19 protein-coding genes are annotated in these 21,558 nt (G+C 69.4%); 11 read left to right on the top strand and 8 right to left on the bottom strand.

The genetic code is table 11. The annotated features are described in order from the left end of the window. Positions 1-23: 23 nt before the first annotated feature. The 5 genes from HD841_RS09420 to HD841_RS09400 form a co-directional block, all read right to left on the bottom strand. A complete protein-coding gene (locus tag HD841_RS09420; RefSeq protein WP_179508597.1) occupies positions 24-545 on the bottom strand; it encodes a hypothetical protein in 522 nt (173 codons plus the stop codon). A gap of 13 nt (positions 546-558) precedes the next feature. After that, positions 559-1,230, bottom strand: a complete 672-nt coding sequence (gene pyrF, locus HD841_RS09415; RefSeq protein ID WP_179508596.1) for an orotidine-5'-phosphate decarboxylase — start codon at positions 1,228-1,230, stop codon at positions 559-561. Next, positions 1,227-1,556 carry a hypothetical protein gene (locus HD841_RS09410; RefSeq protein WP_257015387.1) on the bottom strand — a complete coding sequence of 110 codons (330 nt, stop codon included), beginning with the start codon at positions 1,554-1,556 and terminating at the stop codon, positions 1,227-1,229. The genes pyrF and HD841_RS09410 overlap by 4 nt, the downstream gene beginning before the upstream one ends. Before the next feature lie 120 nt (positions 1,557-1,676). Beyond that, the gene (locus HD841_RS09405) at positions 1,677-3,965 is read right to left on the bottom strand and encodes a patatin-like protein (protein ID WP_179508595.1); all 2,289 of its coding nucleotides are present in this window, start codon (positions 3,963-3,965) and stop codon (positions 1,677-1,679) included. Continuing rightward, positions 3,965-4,672 carry an endonuclease/exonuclease/phosphatase family protein gene (locus HD841_RS09400; RefSeq protein WP_179508854.1) on the bottom strand — a complete coding sequence of 236 codons (708 nt, stop codon included), beginning with the start codon at positions 4,670-4,672 and terminating at the stop codon, positions 3,965-3,967. Before HD841_RS09400 ends, HD841_RS09405 begins: the two co-directional genes overlap by 1 nt. A gap of 277 nt (positions 4,673-4,949) precedes the next feature. On the opposite strand from HD841_RS09400, the gene HD841_RS09395 reads away from it, so the two are divergent. From HD841_RS09395 to HD841_RS09375, 5 genes are all read left to right on the top strand, one after another. Further along, positions 4,950-5,660: a hypothetical protein gene (locus HD841_RS09395; RefSeq protein ID WP_179508594.1), complete on the top strand. Its 711-nt coding sequence runs from the start codon at positions 4,950-4,952 to the stop codon at positions 5,658-5,660. A gap of 1 nt (position 5,661) precedes the next feature. After that, the gene (locus tag HD841_RS09390; protein WP_179508593.1) at positions 5,662-6,825 is read left to right on the top strand and encodes a M48 family metallopeptidase; all 1,164 of its coding nucleotides are present in this window, start codon (positions 5,662-5,664) and stop codon (positions 6,823-6,825) included. A gap of 8 nt (positions 6,826-6,833) precedes the next feature. Further along, positions 6,834-7,433 (top strand): hypothetical protein, encoded by a 600-nt coding sequence (locus tag HD841_RS09385; RefSeq protein WP_179508592.1) that lies wholly within the window; start codon positions 6,834-6,836, stop codon positions 7,431-7,433. Positions 7,434-7,771: 338 nt separating this feature from the next. Continuing rightward, complete coding sequence (locus HD841_RS09380) at positions 7,772-8,410, top strand: acyltransferase (RefSeq protein ID WP_179508591.1); 639 nt, start codon at positions 7,772-7,774, stop codon at positions 8,408-8,410. A 163-nt stretch (positions 8,411-8,573) separates the two neighbouring features. Then, on the top strand, positions 8,574-8,813 hold the full coding sequence (locus HD841_RS09375; protein ID WP_179508590.1) for a hypothetical protein: 240 nt from the start codon (positions 8,574-8,576) through the stop codon (positions 8,811-8,813). Between the two features lie 124 nt (positions 8,814-8,937). Here HD841_RS09375 and HD841_RS09370 read toward each other — a convergent pair whose 3' ends face one another. Then, on the bottom strand, positions 8,938-9,180 hold the full coding sequence (locus tag HD841_RS09370; protein WP_179508589.1) for a hypothetical protein: 243 nt from the start codon (positions 9,178-9,180) through the stop codon (positions 8,938-8,940). 477 nt (positions 9,181-9,657) lie between these two features. Here HD841_RS09370 and galA point away from each other — a divergent pair, with 477 nt between their 5' ends. The 4 genes from galA to HD841_RS09350 all read left to right on the top strand — a co-directional run bounded on the left by galA (position 9,658) and on the right by HD841_RS09350 (position 14,853). After that, positions 9,658-12,123: a beta-galactosidase GalA gene (galA, locus tag HD841_RS09365; RefSeq protein WP_179508588.1), complete on the top strand. Its 2,466-nt coding sequence runs from the start codon at positions 9,658-9,660 to the stop codon at positions 12,121-12,123. Between the two features lie 124 nt (positions 12,124-12,247). Further along, a complete protein-coding gene (locus HD841_RS09360; protein WP_179508587.1) occupies positions 12,248-13,564 on the top strand; it encodes an NAD(P)/FAD-dependent oxidoreductase in 1,317 nt (438 codons plus the stop codon). A 105-nt stretch (positions 13,565-13,669) separates the two neighbouring features. After that, on the top strand, positions 13,670-14,611 hold the full coding sequence (epsC, locus tag HD841_RS09355) for a serine O-acetyltransferase EpsC (RefSeq protein ID WP_179508586.1): 942 nt from the start codon (positions 13,670-13,672) through the stop codon (positions 14,609-14,611). 56 nt (positions 14,612-14,667) lie between these two features. Continuing rightward, complete coding sequence (locus HD841_RS09350; protein ID WP_179508585.1) at positions 14,668-14,853, top strand: hypothetical protein; 186 nt, start codon at positions 14,668-14,670, stop codon at positions 14,851-14,853. Between the two features lie 125 nt (positions 14,854-14,978). Here HD841_RS09350 and HD841_RS09345 read toward each other — a convergent pair whose 3' ends face one another. Beyond that, positions 14,979-15,896: an ATP-grasp fold amidoligase family protein gene (locus tag HD841_RS09345; RefSeq protein WP_179508584.1), complete on the bottom strand. Its 918-nt coding sequence runs from the start codon at positions 15,894-15,896 to the stop codon at positions 14,979-14,981. A 198-nt stretch (positions 15,897-16,094) separates the two neighbouring features. Here HD841_RS09345 and HD841_RS09340 point away from each other — a divergent pair, with 198 nt between their 5' ends. Continuing rightward, positions 16,095-18,350, top strand: a complete 2,256-nt coding sequence (locus HD841_RS09340) for a TonB-dependent siderophore receptor (RefSeq protein WP_373562978.1) — start codon at positions 16,095-16,097, stop codon at positions 18,348-18,350. Between the two features lie 86 nt (positions 18,351-18,436). Here the strand turns inward: HD841_RS09340 and HD841_RS09335 are convergent, their stop codons facing one another. Beyond that, positions 18,437-19,336 carry a YfdX family protein gene (locus HD841_RS09335; protein ID WP_179508583.1) on the bottom strand — a complete coding sequence of 300 codons (900 nt, stop codon included), beginning with the start codon at positions 19,334-19,336 and terminating at the stop codon, positions 18,437-18,439. Positions 19,337-19,842: 506 nt separating this feature from the next. Here HD841_RS09335 and HD841_RS09330 point away from each other — a divergent pair. After that, entirely contained in the window at positions 19,843-21,525 is a 1,683-nt protein-coding gene (locus HD841_RS09330) for a cation:proton antiporter domain-containing protein (RefSeq protein ID WP_179508582.1), read from the top strand. The last annotated feature ends 33 nt before the right edge of the window (positions 21,526-21,558 follow it).

Here is a 21,558-nt window from a genome sequence, read left to right as displayed (position 1 = left end):
ATCGCGGCGCGAGACAAGCGCCTTTATGGCCGCATGCCGACGGGCATGACGCGGAAGCCGTGGAACGCTACATAGTTGCCGCTGCAGGCCGGCGGCAGATCGGGAGTCACCTGCGCGTTGATCCATGTCCGGTCGCGGCGAACAGGGTCGGTCCTAGCCGCGTCGAAATCCCGCCCGTCCCCGGACGGCGGCACGTCGCTTCCGATTCCGCCACCGCCGCCGATCACGCGATCGCCGGGACGGATGACCGAACCGGTCTTGTCGTCGCGCACATAGATGCCGCGCGAGTCCCGGCCGATGTGCGCCTCCGGTTGCCAGATCAGGAAGGTCGGGACATCGTCATCCGCCCCTTGCCGGCGAAGCACATCGAGCGCGAGGCAGCCGTGTCTCACCACCAACCTGCCAAAGAGCTGCGAGGTCATCCTGATCCCGCTGTCGCGGTCATAGCGGGGGAAGACCGGCAGATCGCTACGGGCCGGCTTCGGCGACGAGGAACATGCCGAAATCGAAAGTATGAGCAGCAAGGCGAGCGCGACCGGTCGCATGCCCGCCGCTCCCCTACAGCGTCGCGCCGATCGCGCGGGCGGCGGCGTCGGGGTCTTCGGCCTGGGTGATCGGGCGGCCGATCACCAGGATCGAGGCACCGGCGTCGAGCGCCGCGCGCGGCGTGACGACGCGCTTCTGGTCGCCGGCCGGGCCGTCCGCCGGGCGGACGCCGGGGACGACGAAGAAGCCCTTCGGCCACGCCTTCCTGGCGGCAGCGACTTCCGCGCCCGAGCAGACGATGCCGTCGATCCCCGCCTCGTGCGCGAGATCGGTGAGGCGCAGGACCTGATCGTGCGCGCTGCCGCCGATGCCGGTCGCGGCGAGGTCGCTGGCATCGAGGCTGGTCAGCATCGTCACCGCGACGACTTTGGTATGCACCGGTGCCGCCGCCTTGGCATCCTCGAGCATCGCGCGGCCGCCGCTGGCGTGGACCGTCAGGATCGCCGGTTCGATCGGGCTGAGCGCCTGCACCGCCTTGGCGACGGTATTGGGGATGTCGTGCAGCTTGAGGTCGAGGAAGATCGGCAGGCCAAGCTCCGCCATCTCGCGGACGCCGGCCTGGCCGTGCGCGCAGAAGAATTCGAGGCCGAGCTTGAGGCCGCCGATATGCGCGCGGGTGCGGGTGGCGATCGCCTTGGCGCGGGCGAGGTCGGGCGTGTCGATCGCGACGTAGATGGGGCTCATGCCGGGCGGCTTTCGGTGGCGGATTCGGCGGGAAGGATCGGATCGGCGACGATCGGCGCGGCGGCGCTCGCCGCCTGCGCGCGATGGTCGGCGAGCAGCTGCTCGCACGCCGCCAGCCGCTGGCGCAGCCGCCAGCGCACCGTGCCGAGGTAGAGATAGGTCGGCAGGAAGCCGAGCGTGAAGGTGACGAGCAGCAGCAGCGGCAGGTTCACGTCGGCGATCAGGCCGCTCCACAGGCTGATCTGGATGCTGGTCCAATTGCCATAGGTGAACAGCGCCGCGACGAACGCGAGCAGGAACCAGAACAGGATCTTGAGGAACTGCATGCAACACTCCTGAGGAGCGGCGAGGGTAGCGGGGGCGGGCACGGATGGCCAGAGGGGGACACGTCCCCCGCCCTCAGCGCATTGCGCCGCCACCGCGGCCCGCCGGAGGAGGGATCCGGCTTATCCCACCTCGGCGCGCAGCTCGGCGATCAGCGCGGGGATCGCGGTGAGTCTCGGCTCTTCCTCGTCCAGTATCGCGCGGAAGGCCGCGCGCTTGATCGCGGCGACGCGGCCCGGCTTCATCCGCACCGGCGCCGGCAGGGTGGACACGCAGATGTCGATCATCCGCTCGGCGCCGTGCAGCCGGCCCCACAGATAGTCGTTCTCGCGATAGGCGCGGCTGAAGAAGGCGCCGAAGCTGTTGAACTGGATGCCCTTCAACGTCGCCTCGGCACCGCCGGAGCGGATCGCGGTGGCATCGTCGGGGGCGATGCGATCGACCTTGATGGGATCGAACTCATCGAGCCCTTCGCCTTGCAGCAGCGGCAGCGTCGCGGTGTCGAAATAGGGGAAGCCGAGGTAGGCGAGCAGCAGCGCGCGCCGCGTCGGACGGTCGAGCGTCGCGAAGGCGTCGGCGAGCCGCCGGTCGGTGTCGGCGTCGAGCGTGGCGAGATCGAGCGCGGCGCCGAGCGCGTCGAGCACCGGCGCGGCATCGCCGCCCCGCAGCCGCCGCACCTGGTGGCGCAGCTCGGGATGCTGGTCGGCGCGCTGGCGGTCGAGATAGGCGGCGAGGGAGGCGTAGATCGCCTCGCGCATCAGCCCGGCGTCGCTGCCGTCATGCTGACCCTCGATCTCCTCCAGCCGGCGCGCCATCAGCCGCAGCCGGCGGATGCGGAAGCCGAGGTCGAAGGTGCGCAGGAAGTCGATCGTCGCCGCGCTTTCCTTGCCTGAGAAGGACGGCGCGACACCGCCGAAGCCGCGCTCGGCGATCGCCGCCTCGATGCTCGCCCGGATGCGACGCCAGCGCTGCTGCCCCGGTTCGCCGCCGACCTGATAGAGCAGGCCGGTGATCGTCTCGACCACGCCGCTCAGCTTGAGGTGGCCGTAGGCGGCATAGCTGTAGCCGGCGCGGGTGGCGGCGGCGGTCTGCGCGCGCCGCCGCCAAGCGACCAGCCGCGCCGGCGTCGGCCGGTCGAGGAACAGCGTATGGCCGAACAGCTGCTCGATCTCCTCCTCGACCGCGGGGCGCAATGCGGTGACGATGCCGCGCATCCGGTCGATCCGGCCCGAACGTTCGGCGAGCGCGTCGAGATTGTCGCGGATCGGCTGCTGGCGCGGCAGGTCGCTGAGCGCACCGAGGATCGTCTGGAAGAAGCCGGGCTTCTCCCCGCCCGAGCCGAGCCGGATCTTGATGCCGGGCGACGGGTCGATGTAGACGAAGCGGCGGTCGACCTCGCGCCGCGCCGGGCGTTCCTTGAGCGCGTCGATCGCGGGTCGGAACGGCGCGTTGGCGAGTACCGATCCGTCGATCAGCACCGCCTTGTCCGCCTGGTTGGCGGCGAACTGGCGCGGCAGCGCGCGCTTGAGGAAGTCGGCGCGGCCGGGCCAGGCGATGCCGCGCGCCGCCAGTACGCCGTCGAGTTCGCCGACCATGAACGGCGGGAAGGCGCCGGGGAAGCTCGATGTCGCCCGCGCGGCGAAGGCGAGGTCGGGGATCGCGCCGATCGTGCCGCCGGTCGCATGATCGGAGAAGCCGAGCACGACGCGATGTTCGGTCTCCATCACCTCCGGTGGGGAGTTCAGGCGCAGGCGTTCGGGGTGGCCGGTGAAGTCGGTGCAGGTGACGAACAGGTCGAGGGGCTGGCCGTCGGGCAGCAATCGCGCTCCCGCCGGCGCGTCGGCCATCGCCGCGAAGGCGTCGAGCAGCAGGCCGGTGAAGGTGGCGCCGCCGAACGGCGGTTCGAACCAGCGCGAGCGGACGAAGTGCGAGAGCTTGGTGCGCACCTCGTCCTGCGTCGCGTCGTCGAGCGCCTCGACCTTGTCCTTGCTGCGGCCCGCCGCGACCCAGGCGAGGGGCAGCGCCCAGAGTTTCGAGAAGCGGCTGGCGGGGGCGGCGTCGGGATCGATCAGCGCCTCGACATCGGCCGAGGTCAGCCACAGATCGGTGAGCGGTTCGAGGCTCTGGCCGGTGGTGATCGCCTGCGCGAGGAAGATGCCGTTGATCCCGCCCGCCGAGGCGCCGGCGATGATGTCGGCGAGCACGCGCAGCCGGATGCCGGCAAGCGCCTCGATCTCCGCGATCAGCGCGGCATAGACCGCCTCGCTGCCGCCCTGCGGCGCGTCGCCGGCATGATAGGCGCGGCTGGCGCGCACCAGATGCCACACCTCCTTGGTGATGCCGTGCATATAGACCGCGAGGCTGATCCCGCCGTAGCAGACCAGGGCGAGGCGAAGCTCCTTCTCGCGCATCAGGCCGGCGCCAGCGTCGCCCAGATCGGCAGGTGATCCGAGGTCTTGCGCGCTGCGGCGCTGGCGTGCACGCCGCAGTCGGCGACGACCAGATCCTGCGACACCATGATCCGGTCGAGCCGCCCGACCGGCCGGCGCGCGTGGAAGCTCGGCCCGGTCGCCGCCATGCGATAGTCGCGGCAGAAATCGCGCAGGCAGCCCGCCGCTGCGGTCCATTCGTTGAGATCGCCCATCAGCACGGTCGGATGGCGCAGCGTCGCGGTATCGACATGCGCCATGATCGCCGCCGCCTGCCGCCGCCGCCACAGGCCGGAGAGATCGAGGTGCATGCCGACGACGCGGATCATCCCGGCGTGCGTGTCGATATCCGCCATTACCGCACCGCGCGGTTCGAGCGAGGGCAAATGGATCGGCGCGCGTTCGACCACCTGCGCCGATTTGCGGACGAGGATGACGTTGCCGTGCCAGCCCATCGACAGCGCGCGCATGCCGAACTCGACCGGCTTCCAGTCGCTGTGCTCGTCGAGCAGGTGCGTCGGCAGCACCGATTCGCGCGTGCCGAAGCGGCGGTCCGCCTCCTGCAAGGCGATGATGTCGGCATCGATCTCGCGCAGCACCTCCAGCACCCGCTTCGGGTTGCGGCGGCGGTCGAGGCCGACGCCCTTGTGGATGTTGTAGCTGGCGACTTTCAGGGGACGAGGAACCATTGCGCTAGCGAAACGCCCCTGCACGGGATTGGTGCCCGCGCCGCCGCGACGATCGAAGGCGGCGGGGTCGACAGGATAGGTCAACGCTGAACCCCTATCATCAGCATTATGTACTTGATAAATCAAGATTGGGTAAAATCTCTCGTAATAACGCGGCCCGCGTGCAGAATACAGGCAGTCGCCGTGCTATGATAGCGGTACGACGAGTCGGGCGGGGGCCTGGCTGCCGGGGGGCGCTATGGTGCGACGTGTTCGAGTTCTTCTTGCCGGCTGCTTGATGGCCAGCGTTTTCGCGTTGCCGGTACAGGCGCAGGAGAAGTCCGGGATCAGGCCGGGCTTCGCGCTGAAGCCGGGAACGGCGCATATCGTGCTGTTCCGGCCGTCGGTTCGGGTCGGCGCCCAGTCGACCGCCGGGCTGTTCGAGCCCAACGCCGACTGGACCGCGCAGGCGCGGGAGAATCTCGGCAAGGCGCTCGGCGAGGCGGAGCGGCATCTCGGCAACGAGGTGAGCGACTGTCCCGAACCGGTCGGCGCCGATGCGGCGACGCTCGCCGAATATCAGGCGCTGTTCGATACGGTCGCGGCATCGGTGATCGAATATCAATTCTTCCGCGGCAACCGCCTGCCGACCAAGAAGCGCAAGGACCAGTTCGACTGGAGCCTGGGGCCGGACATCGCCAAGCTGCCCGGCGTCGCCGGCGCCGATTATGCGCTGTTCGTATCGACCGAGGATCATTTCGGCTCGACCGGGCGCAAGGTGTTGCAGGTGTTCGCGGCGCTGGCGCGGGTGCCCATCGCGGTCGGTGTCCACAAGGGTTTTGCCGGCCTGGTCGATCTGCACACCGGTGATCTGGTCTGGCTGAACGCCGATATGCAGATGGGCGGCGATGTCCGCGATGCCGATGGCGCGCAGAAGCGGGTGGGGCAGTTGCTGGCGGGCTTCCCCGGCAGGCCCGCCGAACCCGCACCCGCCGCGACGGCGCATTGAGATGCGTCGGCTGATCGCCGCGGGGCTCGCCGTCTGGTCGGGCGTCGCCGCCCCCGTGCTCGCCGCCACCGATCCGGTGCCGCCGCTGCCGCCCTATGTCGCGGCCTACCAGCCGGCCAACGTCGATGAGCGCGGCGCCTGGATGCTCGCCGACGAGGAAGAGCGGCGATTGCGCGATTCATCGGACGTGATCCGCGATCCCGCGCTCAACGCCTTCGTGCGCGGTGTCCTGTGCCGGACGGTCGGCGCGGATCGCTGCGGCGCGATCCGGCTCTACATCCTGCGCGTCCCGGCGTTCAACGCGTCGACCTACCCCAACGGCATGATGACCGTCTGGTCGGGTGCGCTGCTGCGGCTGCGCAGCGAGGCGGAGCTGGGCGCGGTGCTGGGCCATGAGTTCGGCCATTTCGAGCTGCGGCATGGCGTTGCGAGCTTCCGTCACCGGCGTGGCGGCACCGACGTGCTCGCCTGGGCCTCGGTGCTGGGCGGCGGCGGGATCGCCTTGCAGATGATGATGCTCGGCGGGATCTTCAGCTTCGACCGGGCGCAGGAGAAGGCGGCGGATCTGCTCGGGCTGCGCTATCTCGCAACGTCGCCGTATCCGGCGTCGGCGGCGGCGGACATCTGGGTGCGGATGATGGCGGAGGCGGATGCCACCGCGGTCGGCCGGCACCGCAAGCCCGACCAGCGCTATACCGCGGGCTTCTTCGCGACGCATCCGACCGAGCTGACCCGAGCCACCTATCTGCGCGCCGAGGCGGAGGCGGTGGGCGAGCACGGCGCCGCCGAGGCGGAACGCTATCGGGCGGCGCTGGCGCCGTGGCTGCCGAGCTTCCTCGCCGACCAGATCAAGCTGAACGATTTCGGCGGCAGCGAATATCTGCTTGCGCAACTGGCGGCGGACGGCTGGACGACGCCGCTGCTGTTCGCGCGCGGCGAACTGTACCGCGAGCGTGGCAATCCGCGCGATCTCGTCAGCGCGGCGGGCTTCTACCGCGAGGCGATCGCCCGTGGCGACGCGCCGCCGGAGGCCTATCGCGGCCTCGGCCTCGCGCTGCTGCGCAGCAACGACGCCGAGCCCGGCAAGGCGGCGCTGCGCGATTATCTCAGCCGCAAGCCGGATGCCGGCGATGCGCCGCTGATCTCCACCCTGATTGCCTCATGAGGTCGCCGATGACGTTGCGCCGCTTCACCCGTCACGCTCTCGCCGTCGCCGCGCTGCTGGTCGCGGTGCCGGTCAGCGCGGGCAACACGTTGATCGCCGCCGGCCAGCGGGTCGCGGTCGCCAAATCGGCGCTGACCGTGCAGCCCGACGCCGAATGGAACAAGCTCGCCGCCAAGCCGGGGCGCAACGCGGAGAGCTGGACGCTGGATGGCGACCAGCTCAACGAACTGACCTTCTATGGCGGCATCGCCGACGGCAGGACGCTGTTCCGCGAGGTCGACCGCAAGACGCGGCCGCTGCCGCGCGTCAGCGCGACGATGCTGATCACCGATATCCCGACGCTGCTCGAGAACAGCTATCGCGTCGCGCTCGGCACCGCGGCGATGACGATCGAGCGGGTCGAGCCGGCGACCTTCGCGGGCAACAAGGGCGTGCACTTCACCTACGGCTATACCCGGCAGAACGAATCGCTGCACCGCCGCGGCGAGGCGTTCGGCGCGATCATCGGCGGGCGGCTGTATCTGATCACCTATGAGGCGCCGGCGGTCTATTATTTCGAACGGAGCGCGCCGGCGGCGCGGGTCGTCGCGGACAGCGCGCGGCTTTGATGTCGGTGGACGGCGCGGCTGCGGTGGGCTGACCCACCCGCCAAATACTGGGCAGGCGGGTCAGTCCGGTAATCCCCTTCGCGGTCTCTCGACCGAATTGCGGTCTAGGATCAGAAGGTTAACGCGAGGTATCGGATTTCCGGGGCGTCCCGTCGTTTTTCCGGCATGAGATCTGCGATAATGTAGATCAGCCTCCGTAAAGGAATGGGTGAAATCCCGGTGGCGATCGGCAAGCTTTGATTGATGGATGACAAAATCGTTAGGATCGGATAGGCCAGCATCCGTGCCCGAGTTTCGTCGACCCTGACGATGACCATAGTGCGCCGGGAGACCGCATCATGTCACAAAAGCGCTGGAAGCGAACCAAGCTGCGTGCCCTGATCCTGCGGGTGCAGGGCTCCGTCTTCATTTCGGACGGCATGCGGCGGCGCCTGCTCAACTTCGCCGGCGCGCGGATCCACCCGACCGCGACGATCCGCCATTCCTGCTGGCTCGACAGCGCCGATATCGTGATGGGACGCGACGCGATGCTCAACTGCTTCGCGCGCTACGACGGCGCCGCGCCGCTGGTGTTCGAGGATGGCGCGCGCGTCTCGTCGGGCGTCACTTTCACCACCAGCACGCATTATCACACCGGCAACCCCGCGCGCCGCTCGTCGCGCGAGACGATCGACGAACCGATCACGATCAAGGCGGGCAGCTGGGTGATGACCGACGTGACGATCAATCCCGGCGTCACCATCGCCGAAGGCTGTGAGATCGGCGCCAAGGCGCTGGTCGTCGAGGATACCGAGCCCAACGGCCTCTACGTCAACACTGCGGGGCCGTCCGGCACGGTGCGCGCGCGGCGGATCAAGGATTTGCCGGTCCCCGGCGTGCGCGGCGAACCGGTGACGCTGGCGCGTGGCGATGGCGGGAACGCCAGGGGCGCCGAGCCGCTGGCCGCGCCGATCCGGGCGGTCGCACGCGCGACCTGACCGCGCCGGAGCGAAGCGGCCCCGCGTGAGTTGACCTGTTTCGGAACGGGATTCGCGGTGTCGCCGAACAGGCGATAGCGGTTGCCCACGGGCGTCCCGACCGGCATGTCTGTACCACGCTCTGCCGGCGGGCTCGTCACCTCCCGCGTCGGCAGGGCGCCCGATGGGGCGCTTGAGAATGTATTGGGAACATCTTTCCGCAAGCGACGCCCTGATCCTGGCGGTGATCGCCGCGCTGCTCGTCGCGCTCTGCTGGGCGTTCCGGCACGATCGGCGGGCGCAGCATCGGCGTGCCTCCGAATGGCATGAGGCCTATTACAAGCGCGGCGGCCTCGTCCGCACGCTGATGAGCCGCTGGCATCGCGGCCCGGCGCGGCTGACCGACCAGCGCGACGACCGCTGAACCGGCCGCCCGGCCGCGACCTACCCCGGACGCAACAAAGGGGGCCGGAGCCCCCTTTGCGAGCGCCCGTGGCGCTGCCGTAACCGTCGGCCGCCCCGAAGGCGACGGCCGCGGGAAGCGGATCTTAGTTGCTGTCGGCCTTGCCGTCGTCCGACGCGACGGCGACGATGCCGGCTGCGACGGCAGCGACCGCCAGAACGGCGATGATCACGCCACCACCAGCGAGTTCGTTCTTCTTGGCCGAGGTCGAGCCGGTCCGCACCGACTTGGCGACCGACAGGCTCGCAGCGGGGTTGGCCGGTGCCGCAGCGACCGGTGCAGCAACGAGGGCCGTAGCGGCAACGGCGGTGAGGTACTTACGAATCACGCTAATCTCCTATTGTGGGTTACCCCTCGGCCATCCCTGGCACGAGGAGGCTACCATTGAGTTAATGCGGCCGATTTTGCAATGTCGCTGGCCGGAATGCGGGGTGACACGGGACTGCCGGTCACCTCGCCAAACACGGGGTGGACGACGCGGAATGCACCTGCGCGGGCGGGTGAATAGTGGAAGCCCAACGACTTGCCCGGCATTTGGTAAAGCGCGCCATGGCAGCAGGCCAACGGCCGCCGCACGTCTGGCGCCACAGGCGATAAGGCAGATGGATGCCGCCCGGCGACCACCGACGGCTCTCTACCGCCCTGGCGTGACCGGAAGTGTCGCCGCGCCCGTCCTCGGAGCGCATGTGACGTAATCATGTTGATCGTATAATATATTTGACCGACGGGGTCGGCCGTGATGGGATGCGGTACTGCGGTCGATCCGGTGTCGCCGTGACGTATTGATCGCATGGAGGAACGCCCCTTGAGCCATCCGCATCGCCGCGCCCTTCTCAAGACCGGCGGTGCCTCCGCCATGGTCGCCTTGCTGCCGGGGGGGCAGGGGCAGGCGGCCCTGCCGGCGTCTAAAATCAGTCCACGCATCGTCGAGCCGCTCGACACCGACTGGCGCTTCCACCTCGGACACGCCAGCGACCCCGCCAAGGACTTCGGCTTCGGCCGCAGCCACGACACCTATGCCAAGTCGGGCGATGCGGGTACGCCCGCCGCAGAAGCCAAGTTCGACGCGAAGGACTGGGCGGTCGTGTCGCTGCCGCATGACTGGGCGGTCGACCTGCCGTTCGAGCGCTTCGGCGCGCCCGGCAGCGACGAGGACAAGACCGGCGCGTATCAAGGCTTCAAGCCGCTCGGCCGGATGTGGCCCGCGACCAGCGTCGGCTGGTACCGCCGCATCCTGCGCCTGACTCCGGAGGATGCCGGCCGCCGCCTGCTGCTCCAGTTCGACGGCGTGTCGCGCGACTGCCTCGTCATCCTCAACGGCTTCATCGTCGGATCGAACGAGAGCGGCTATGCCCCGTTCGAGATCGACGTCACCGATTTCGCCAAACCCGGCGAGGACAATGTCCTGCTGATCCGCTGCGACGTCAGCCTCGGCGAGGCCTGGTCCTATGAGGGCGCCGGCCTCTATCGCCACGCACGGCTGGTCAAGACCGCACCCGTCCACGTCCGCCAGTGGGGCGCGACGGTGCGTACGACCGTCGGCAGCGGCGGCGCGCAGGTGGCGATCGCGACCGAGATCGTCAACGACGGACCCGCAGCGACGGTGCGGCTGCGCTCGACGATCGCGGCACCGGACGGGCGCGTGCTGGCGCGGCTGACCTCCGATCCCCTCGCGCTGCCCGCCTGGGGCGAGACGACCGCCGAGCAGCAGACCACGCTGCCCGATCCTGCGCTCTGGTCGCTGGAGACGCCGCAGCTCCACACGCTGACCAGCGAGGTCCTGATCGACGCAATTGCGGTCGATTGCGACGAAACGCACTTCGGCATCCGCACCATCCGCTTCGACCCCAATCGCGGCTTCTTCCTCAACGACCGACCGGTGAAGATCAAGGGCACCTGCAACCATCAGGATCATGCCGGCATCGGCTTCGCGGTGCCCGACAGCCTCCACGTCTGGCGGCTCGAACAGCTGAAGGCGATGGGCGCCAATGCCTATCGCTCGACGCACCATTCGCCGGCTCCCGCGGTGCTCGACGCATGCGACCGGCTCGGCATCCTGATGATGAACGAGACGCGGCAGATGTCGAGCAACGCCGAGGGGCTGTCGCAGCTCGACCGCGTCGTGCGGCAGGGGCGCAACCATCCCAGCATCGTCATCTGGAGCATCGGCAACGAGGAGATCCATCGCGGCACCGAAAATGGCGCGCGCATCGCCGAGACGATGAAGCGCCGCATCTATGCGCTCGACGGCACCCGCCCGATCACCGAGGCGTTCAACGGCAAGCTGGGGCAGGGCGCATCGCGGGTGCTCGATGTGATGGGCTGCAACTATTACCTCGACGAGATCGACGGCTATCACGCCAAGCATCCGACCGTGCCGATGATCGGCACCGAGACCGGCAGCACGGTGATGACGCGCGGCGAATATGCGCGCAACGACAAGGAGGGGCTGGTCCCCGCTTACGACCAGGAGTTCCCCCGCTGGGCGACGACCGCCGAGACATGGTGGTCCTTCTACGACGCGCGGCCGTTCCTCGCTGGCGGCTTCGTCTGGACCGGCTTCGATTATCGCGGCGAACCCACGCCGTTCGAGCGCTGGCCGGAGAATGTTTCGCATTTTGGGCAGATGGACTTGTGCGGATTTCCCAAGGACAATTTTCATTATTACCGCGCCTGGTGGGGAGCGGAACCGGTTCTGCACCTCTTCCCGCACTGGAACTGGCCGGGGCGGGAGGGGCAGACGGTCGCCGTCTGGGTGCACAGCAATTGCGAGGCGGTCGAGCTGTTCGTCAACGGCCGCAGCCTCGGGCTTAAGGCGGTCGTACGCAACAGGCACCTCGCCTGGGACGTGCCCTATGCGCCCGGCCGGATCACCGCGCACGGCTATCGCGGCGGCCGGCGCATCCTGACCGCGGAGCGGCAGACGACCGGCGCGCCGGCGCGGATCGGCCTGTCGAGCGACCGGCGGCAGCTTGCGCCCGGCGAGGTCGCGGTGGTGCGCGCGGCGGTGCTGGACAGCGCGCGGCGCGAGGTGCCGACCGCGGCCGACCGCCTGTCGTTCGTACTCAGCGGTGACGCCGTGCTGCTCGGCGTCGGCAACGGCGACCCGCGCAGTCTCGAACCCGACCACGCCACCACGCGATCGGCATTCAACGGGCTGGCGATGGCGCTGGTCCAGGCCGGGCCGAAGGGCGGCGCCATCCGCCTCGAAGCCCGCGGCGACGGCCTTGCCCCGGCGATGCTGCCGCTGATCGGGACCGGCGGCGGCTGAGCGGCGATGGCTCGACGCGCCGGTGCCTCCGCCGGTCCCGTCCGATTCGATCCGACGCGGAACGGGACGCGCCGGCGTGCACTGTGCGAAGCGATAGCATGAGCTTCGCCGCGGAGATGGACCCATGACATCGACCAAGACCCAGATCGTGATCGTCGGCGGCGGCGCGGCGGGGCTGGAACTCGCCACCCGGCTCGGGGCGCGCTACGGGCGCAAGGCGCACGACATCATCGTCGTCGACCGCAACCGCACGCACATCTGGAAGCCGCTGCTGCACGAGGTCGCCACCGGCTCGCTCGACGCCAACATGGACGAGGTCGGCTATCGCAGCCACTGCCATCGCTGGGGCTATCGCTTCTTCTACGGCACGCTCGACTCGATCGACCGGACGGCGCGGCAGGTGCGGCTTGCCCCGGTGTACGACGATCAGGGCCGCGAGGTGATCGCCGCGCATGCGATCCGCTACGATTATCTCGTGCTCGCTTATGGTTCGGTAACCAACGACTTCGGTACGCCGGGCGTGGCGGAGAATTGCACCTTCCTCGACAGCCGCGCCCAGGCGGACCGGTTCCGCGACCGGCTGCTCGACCATTGCCTGCGCGTGTCGCGGACGATGACCGCCGACCCTGCGAGCGACGCGCATGTGCGGATCGCCATCGTCGGCGGCGGCGCGACCGGGGTGGAGCTGGCGGCCGAATTGTTCAACGCCGCCGCCGCGCTGGGCCATTACGGGCTGGAGGTGTTCGACGAGAGCCGCCTTGCCGTAACCCTGATCGAGGCGGGGCCGCGCATCCTCCCGGCGCTGCCCGAGCGGCTCGCCGATGCCGCGCGCGGCGAGCTGGAGGCGCTGGGGGTGCGGGTGCTGACCGACACGCCCGTCACCGCCGCCGATCGCGACGGCATGACCACCGCCACGGGCGAGCGGATCGACGCCGATCTGATGGTGTGGGCGGCGGGGGTGAAGGCGGTGCCGATCGCCGGCGGCCTCGACGGGCTGGAGGTCACGCGCGGCGGACAGGTGGTGGTGACGCCGACGCTGCAGAGCGTCAGCGACGACCGCATCTTCGCGATCGGCGATTGCGCGGCCTGCCGGCTTCCCGGCAGCGAGCGGCCGGTGCCGCCGCGCGCGCAGGCGGCGCACCAGATGGCCGCGGCGGTCTTCGTCAACCTCAAGCACCGCATGGCGGGCAAGCCGTTGCGGCCCTTCGTCTACCGGGATCATGGCTCGCTGGTATCGCTGAGCCGGTTCTCGACCGTCGGCACGCTGATGGGCAATCTCGTCGGCGGCAAGCTGGCGATCGAGGGGCGGCTGGCGCGCTTCGTCTATCTGTCGCTGTATCGCATGCACCTGATCGCCATCCACGGCTGGCTCAAGGGCTGCGCGCTGATCGTGATCGGCCACGTCAATCGCATCGTCCGGCCGCGGCTCAAGCTGCACTGACGCCGGCCGGCGCTGAAATCCAGGCTTGGGCCGGCGCAAAGCAAGCTGCTTTGCCAAGCCCCTGCGCCTCCGCCGAGATGGCGGGCCGCAGCAAGGATCGAGATCATGGTTGAGCCCATCGCCGACGGTCACCCGTCGATCGCCTTTCCGCAGGAGATCGACGTCGTCGTCGACCAGTTGAAGCACGCGCGGATCGCGTGGCGGACCGCGCATCCGCACAACGACGAACGCGGCAGCCACTTTCCGTCACGCCAGGCGCTCAAGCGGATCACCGGCGAACTCGGCACCGCGCTGTTTCCGCTGCGACTGGGGCCATCGGAGCTGACCGTCGCCAACGAGAATGCCTTCATCGCCGCTTCGCTCGAATCGACGCTGGCGCAGCTCGCGGCGCAGATCGATCTGGAACTGAGCTACAGCAGCGGGGAGGCCGATACGCAGGCGACCGCGGTGCGTACCGAACGGCTGATCGGCGCCTTTGCCGCCGGCCTGCCCGCGATCCGCACGATCCTCGATAGCGATGTCGAGGCGGCCTATGCCGCCGATCCGGCGGCGCGTAGCGTCGATGAGGTGCTGGTCGCCTATCCCTCGTTCACCGCGATCATCCATCATCGTATCGCGCATCTGCTGTACCGGCTGGGTGCGCCGCTGGTCGCGCGGCTGATCGCCGAGATCGCGCATGCGGGCACCGGGATCGACATCCACCCGGCCGCGACGATCGGCCGGCGCTTCTTCATCGATCACGGCACCGGCGTGGTGATCGGCGAGACGGCGATCCTGGGCGACCGTGTCCGCCTGTACCAGGGCGTGACGCTGGGCGGCGACCCCGACCTGTTCGGCGACAAGTCGGGCGCGCCGCGCCATCCGATCGTCGAGGACGATGTCGTGATCCACGCCAATGCGACGGTGGTCGGGCGGGTGACGATCGGCGCGCGCTCGCGGATCGGTGGCGGCGTCTGGTTGCGGCAGGACGTGCCCGCCGACACGCTGGTGGAGGCGCCGCCGCCGGTGTTCCGCGCGCTGCCGACGCCGCCGGCCGACCGGGCGTGATTGGCGCGGGCCGGCTTCGCTTGTGCGAATCGTCCGCGGGTGCATAGGCTTGCGTCATGACCGAAGATGCAGCGACCCACCGGCTGGGCGAAGCCCTCAACCACCTTCACGCCTTCGTCGCGGGCTTCGACGCCGGCGCGTATGTCGATGAGGCGAGCGCGCTGACCGCCGAAGACCTGCGCCTCATCCTCAACACGCTGGAGCAGGTGCACGGCATCGTGAAGGCGGCGCCGGGGCAGTGAAGCGTCGCTCCGCGTCCGTCGACCTCGGCGCGATGGTCGCGACCGTCCTGTTCCTGGCGGGCTTCGGCGGCATGATATGGGCGCTGGGGGCGAAGATCGGGCTGTTCTGACCCCGCGAGTGCCGGTCAGCGCGACGAGAGCGTCGTGCGTTCGGCGAGCGCGCGCATGACGATCCGGCTGTACAGGCGATGCGTCGCGTTCATCGCATGGTCGCCCGCCGCCGCCGGCGCGATGCCGAGCGACGCTGCCGGGGTGAAGGTCAGCTCGCCGAAATAGACGCCGTCCAGCCCGTCGTAGAGATCGACGCGGACGAAATCGAACGGCGCCGACAGCGCCCGCGCGGCGGCGATCATCGCCGCGATCCGGTCGGGCGCCGGCAGCACATGGCTCGCGGGCGGCGAGAGCCCGTCGTCGCGGTCCATCGGCGCGAAGCTCGGGACGTGATAGAGCCGGCTCCACGGCGCGCCGAAGCGGCTGTGATCGACCTGGCACACCAGCGGTTCGCCGCGGACGCAGTGGAATTTGTAATCGTCGGGCGAGGTCCCGTCGGCGCTCGGCACCAGCGTCTCGACGATGATCTTCCGCGGTAGCCGCCAATATTGCATCTCGCGCAGGATCGCGGCGTAGTCCGCGCGGGCGAGCTGATACAGGTGGCCGAGGTCGGTGGGCGCGGCGACATCGCGCAGGAACACGGTGCCGCCGCTCGCATGCGTCGGCTTGGCGATCGTCGCCGTCCCCAGGAAGGGGCGGAGCCGTTCGAACATCGCGGTGGCCGACGCGACCTGCTCCATCGCGATGACCGCCAGCGTCTGCGGCATCCGCAGCGTCGGCAGCAGGCGCCGCGCCTCGACCTTGGCCGTCTCCTTGTCGACGAAGGCGCGTTCGAGCGGTGTCCAGCGCGGGTCGATCATCCGGCCGAAGATCAGGTCGTTGATCATCGCGCGCGGATCGGCCGGCGGCAGCGGCCAGCGGCCGAAGCGGCGCCGGAAATGCGGGCCCGCGACGACATGGTTGAACGCCCGCGTCATCGGCGCTGCCGCCATGGCGCCGTCCTGCGGAGCGCGGCACGGACGGGGCGGGGCGATGGTCGACATAAGGCGGCGGTAGCGGGCGCTACGAGGTCAGGCAATCGCGCCGCGCGACGCGAAGCCGTTAACATTCCGACACAAAGCAGACATTGATATTGCTAGTGACTCGCAACAACGTGTTCGCTAGGTGGCGGGCAACAAAGGGGACGTTGCGTGATCAATCTGGGTATTCTGCTGGCGAGCGTGGCTGTGGTGGGGGGTGCGCCCGAATCGATGCCGGTGCCGCGCGAACCCGCCGATGCGAGCGCGACCGAAGGGCAGCGCGACGATGAGATCCTCGTCGTCGGCAAGAGCTATGGCCGCGGCGTCGGCAAGACGGTGACGCCGCTCAAGGACACGCCCAACACGATCAGCGTCATCGATCACGAGCAGATCGAGGCGCAGAACCTGTTCACGCTGGAGGACGCGCTGACCGCGACCAACGGCATCACGGTCAACGGCGTCGGCAGCGAGGACCCGTCGTTCCTGTCGCGGGGCTTCGCGATCAACAATTATCTGATCGACGGCGTGCCGACGCTGTCGGTCAACTTCCCGTCGGCGGTGCCCGACCTGTTCGCCTACGACCGGCTGGAGGTGCTGCGCGGCCCCGCCGGCCTGTTCAGCGGATCGGGCAATCCGGCGGGCAGCATCAACCTGGTCCGCAAGCGGCCGCTCGACACCGCGCGGATACAGGCGAGCGCGGGCTATGGCAGCTACAGCAATCTGCGCCTCGAACTCGATGCGTCGACGCCGGTCGGCGCGGTCGGCAAGGTGCGTGCCGGCGTCATGGCGCAGGATCAGGACCAGTTCTTCGACACCGCGCATCGCAACCGGCTGGCGGCGTTCGCGGTCGGGTCGCTCGCGATCGGTTCGCGCACCACGCTGACCGCGGGGGTCAATTACGATCGCTTCCGTCCGGCGATCCAGTCGGGTCTGCCCGGCTATGCCGGCGGCGCGGACGGCAGCGACGGGCGCCTGCTCGACGTGCGGCGCTCGACCTATCTCGGTGCCGACTGGAACCGCTTCAATGCCCGGACCTGGTCGGGCTTCGTCGAGCTGGCGCATCGCGTCTCCGATCGCTGGACGCTGCGCGCGACCGGGCTCTACACCGATGTCGATCGCGTCGACGTCTACAGCTATATCGGCGCGCAGCCGGTGACCCCGGCCAATCGCGGCGTGACCAGCCAGATCGCCTATCGCGGCGACAGCCGGCAGCGGACGCGCTCGTTCGACGTCAACGGCATCGGCAGCTTCCCGCTGTTCGGCCGCGACCAGACGCTGATCCTCGGTGCCGATTATCAGGCGAGCAGCGGCACCTCCTATTTCACGCGGCTGTCGAACTATGCGCGGATCGACGTCTTCAACCCGATTTCGCCGGCCGAGCCGCCGCTCGACCCCTATGGCCCGCTGCCGCCCTATCCGGTGCAGGGCACCGCGGGCATATGCACGCCGGTGCAGACGCCGCCGCAATGCGTCACCCAGGTCTATGGCGGCACGGCCACGCATCTCGAACAATATGGCCTGTACGGTCAGATGCGGCTGAGCCCGCTCGCCGGGCTGACGCTGATCGGCGGCGGGCGCCTGACCTGGTTCGACACCGACACGCGCACGCTGCTGCCGGTGCCGGGCGGGCGCACCGGCTATACGATCGACAACCGCTTCACGCCCTATGCCGGGATCGTGTGGGACGTGACCGGGCACCTCAACCTCTACGCCAGCTATGCCGACAGCTTCACGCCGCAGGCCCAGCCGGTCGGGCGCCAGCGCGGCGACGGCGGCCGGATCGAACCGATGGTCGGCGCGCAATATGAGGCGGGCAGCAAGCTGTCGCTGATGCACGATCGGCTGCTGCTCTCCGCCGCCGCCTATCAGATCACGCAGCGCAACCGGCTGGTCAACGATCCCGTCGACACCACGCTCTATTATCAGCTCGGCAAGGTGCGCGCCCGCGGCGTCGAGGTGGAGGCGACCGGCGAGATCCTGCCGGGCTGGCGCGTCAACGGCGGCTACAGCTACACGCGCACCAAGCTGTTGGAGGACATCAACCCGGCGCTCGAAGGCAGCCTGTTCGTGCCGGTCATCCCGCGCCACATGGGCAAGGTGTTCACCAATTATGCGCCGACGGACGGGCTGCTCGCCGGCGCGAGCTTCGGCGGCGGACTGACGGTCTTCGGCGCGACCTCCGGCGGCACCCCATCGTCGGTCGCCGCCAACGGCACGCGCACGATCTCCACCGTCGTCCGCCAGGGGAGCTATGCGGTGCTCGACCTGCGCGCCGGCTATCGGCTGACCGAGCAGCTCGGCGTGTCGGTGAACGTCAACAACGTGCTCGATCGCACCTATTACGCGCGCATCTTCTCGACCGCGCGGGGCAATTATTACGGCAGCCCCCGCACCGTCTTCGCGACGCTGCGCTACACCTTCGGCTAGGCCGGATCGACATCCCATTCCTCCCCTTGGCGGGGAGGAATGGGATGTCGATCCGGCCCAGTGCGGCGCGGGGAAGGCCGCGGCGGTTATGATTTGCGGGGCGGCTGGCTGGCCTCGTTCGCCTGTTTGAACAGGTTGCGGATCTTGTCGAACACGTTGGTGCCCGCGCCCTTGTTCTTGGTGCTGTCCTCGATGTCGTCGACGGTCTTGAGCAGGTCCTTCATCTGGTCCTTGGTGGCATAGCCCAGCGCCTGGCCGAGGCGCAGCTGTTCGCGCGCCGTGGCCAGCAGCCGCTGGATGCGCGCGTCGTCGGCGGCGCTGCGGTTCGCCTTGGCGGCGAGCGTGCGCGCCTCTTCGATCGCCACGCTGGCGCGGGTCAGCGGCAGCGGATGAATCACGTCCTCGACCACGATCGTGCCGAGCGCGGTCTCCAGCACCGTCTTCGCCGCATCGAGGCGGTTCTGCGCGACCAGCGCGGCGGCCGATTTGATCGCCGCCGGATAGGTCGCCAGCGGGATGTTGCTCACCCGCACGACGCTTTCGCTGGCGAGCCCGTCGATCAGGTGGCGCGCCTCCTGGATGCGGCCGTCGTCGAGCGCCGCCTTGGCCGATTTGCGCAGCGTCTCGACCGCATCGACCGAGGCGAGGACGTCGTGCGTGATGACGGTCACGTCGACCGGCGCGAGGGCGAGATGCGGGTTGCGGGCCAGCACGATCTCGAGCTTGCCGGTGGCGGCTTCGAGGGCGGCGGTCGCCGCCTTGCCGTCCTTCCGGTCGAGCGCGGCGAGCGCATTCTCGGTCTGTTGCAGCGCTGCGACGGCATCCTGGATCAGCGTGCGACGGTCGGTGCTCGGCGTCACCGGCGTTGCCGCGGCGGCGGGCGGGGTGGTCGCGTTCTCGGCGACGGTGTTGCTGGGCGCCTCCTTCGAGCAGGCGGCCAGAAGCAGGAGGCTGGACGCGGTGGTGGCAAGCAGGGTGCGTTTCATGATGCTTCTCCTTTCCTGAAGATCGAGGGGTGGGTGGGCGAACCGGTCCGGCGTACTCACGCCGTCGCGGGCGACGCGTCCGGGCGGGCCGGTGCCGGTCGCCGCGCGCGGCGGGATGATCCGCCGGGATCTGACATGCGTTCGATGGTCGTTCTCATCTCCAAATCCTCCACAGGAAGCGATCTGGACGGGAGATGCGCCGCGACAGTCGGCGCCCTCGATGTCCGTTCCGGACCCGGTGCGGCGTCCGGCGCGCCGTAGCTGGTTATGCGATCGGTCGGATCAAGACCTATCGACGTTAAAATTTTCGGGTCACGCAGGCGTCCGCGGCGCGGCGCGGCGCGGCGGCGGCGGCAGAGGCGGGGGCGGGGGCGGTAGTGTCGCGGCATCGCGCGGCGGCCGTGACAACATCCACGCGCTTCCTACATTCGTCCGCCCCAACGCCCCATGCTCATCGTGCGAGGAGTGTGACACCGTATGGCTGATCCGCTTGTTCAGACCTTCCTTTGATCGGCGCCGCCTTTGCGGCGGTCGTCGTGCTGACCCGGCTGCGCCTGTCGCCGATCGTCGGCTATCTCGGCGTCGGGCTGGTGCTGGGGCCCCATGGCCTCGGCGCGGTGCCCGAGGCGCAGGGGACGCATTTCTTCGGCGAACTCGGCGTCGCGCTGCTGATGTTCGTGATCGGGCTGGAATTCTCGCTGCCGCGGCTGCTCGCGGCCGGAGGCTCGGTGTTCGGGCTCGGGCTGGCGACGGTCGGCGCGGTCACCACGATCGCGGCATTGCTCTGCCACCAGCTTGCCGGCCTGCTGATCCTGCCGTCGATCATCATCGGCGCGGCCATCGCCATGTCGTCGACCGCGATCGTCCACAAGCATCTGATCGACACCGATGAGGTGTCGAGCCGCTATGGCGTGGCGGCGACCGCGATCGTCCTGTTCGAAGATCTGGTCGCGCTCACCGTGCTCGCGATCGTCGCGGCGCTGCACACCACCAGCGGCGATGCGGCGCTCGACGCCGTCCTGCTGCGGCTGGCGATCAGCATCCTCGCCTTCGTCAGCGCGGCGATCCTGGCGCGGCGGACGCTCGGCCGGCTGCTCGAATCGGTCGCCCGTTCGCGCTCCAACGAGGCGTTCCTGCTCGCCGTGCTGACGCTCATCACCGGCGCCGCGCTGGCGGCGCAGTCGATCGGCCTGTCGCTGCCGATCGGCGCCTTCGTCGTCGGCATGATCGTCGGCGAAAGCGACTTCCGCCACCAGCTCGAGGACGAGATCCGGCCGTTCCGCGACGTGCTGGTCGGCATCTTCTTCATCACGGTCGGCATGTCGGTCGACTGGGCCGCGCTGCTCGCCAAGCCGGGGATGACGGCGGGCCTCCTCGCGGCGATCATGGCGGTCAAATGCCTGGTCGTGTTCGGCGTCACGCGTCTGGCCGGGCTGGACACGCACAGCGCCGCGCGCACCGGCCTGGTGCTGGCGCATGCCGGCGAACTCGGCCTGCTCATCGTCGGCCATGCGCTCGACACCGCGCTGCTGCCTACCCCCATCGGGCAGCCGATCCTCGGCGCCATCGCGCTCAGCATGCTGCTCGCGCCGCTGGTCGCCCAGCTCAGCGACCGGCTCGCCGCGCTCGCTGCGCGCGCGCCGCGCCCGGCGCTGGCGGATCAGCAGGAAGCCTCGATCCGCGCGACCAGCGCGGGCCTGAGCGGCCATGTCGTGCTCGCCGGCTGCGGGCCGGTGGGGCGGCTGGTGGCGATCACGCTGGAGGCGCGCCGGGTGCCCTATGTCGCGATCGAGCGCGACGTCGAACGGCTGCGCCGCGCGCAGAACGATGGCCATCGCGCCGTCTTCGGCGATGCGACGCGCGCGGGCATCCTCAAGGCGGCGGGGATCGAGCGCGCCGCGGCGATCGTCATCCTCGTCAACAATTGGCACCGGTCGGTGCGGATCATCCGCGAGGCGCGGCATCTCAATCCGCAGATCCAGGTGATCGCCAGCCTGCGCGACGATGCGCATCTCGGTGCGCTGGTGCAGGCCGGGGCGTCGCACATCTTCCCGGAGAATTATGCGGCCGGGCTCGGCCTGGCGGCGCAGGCGCTGATGTCGCTCGGGGTCGAGCCGGGCGAGGCGATGGCGACGATCCAGGCGATCCGCGCCGAACTCAGCCCGGAGCTGCAATTGCTCCCGGCCTGAGCCCGGCGCGACATTGCCGCACCACCCGCCATC

The organism is Sphingomonas melonis, from assembly GCF_013409985.1.
Taxonomy (GTDB): domain Bacteria; phylum Pseudomonadota; class Alphaproteobacteria; order Sphingomonadales; family Sphingomonadaceae; genus Sphingomonas; species Sphingomonas melonis_A.
This window is presented reverse-complemented; position numbering and strand designations above follow the sequence as displayed.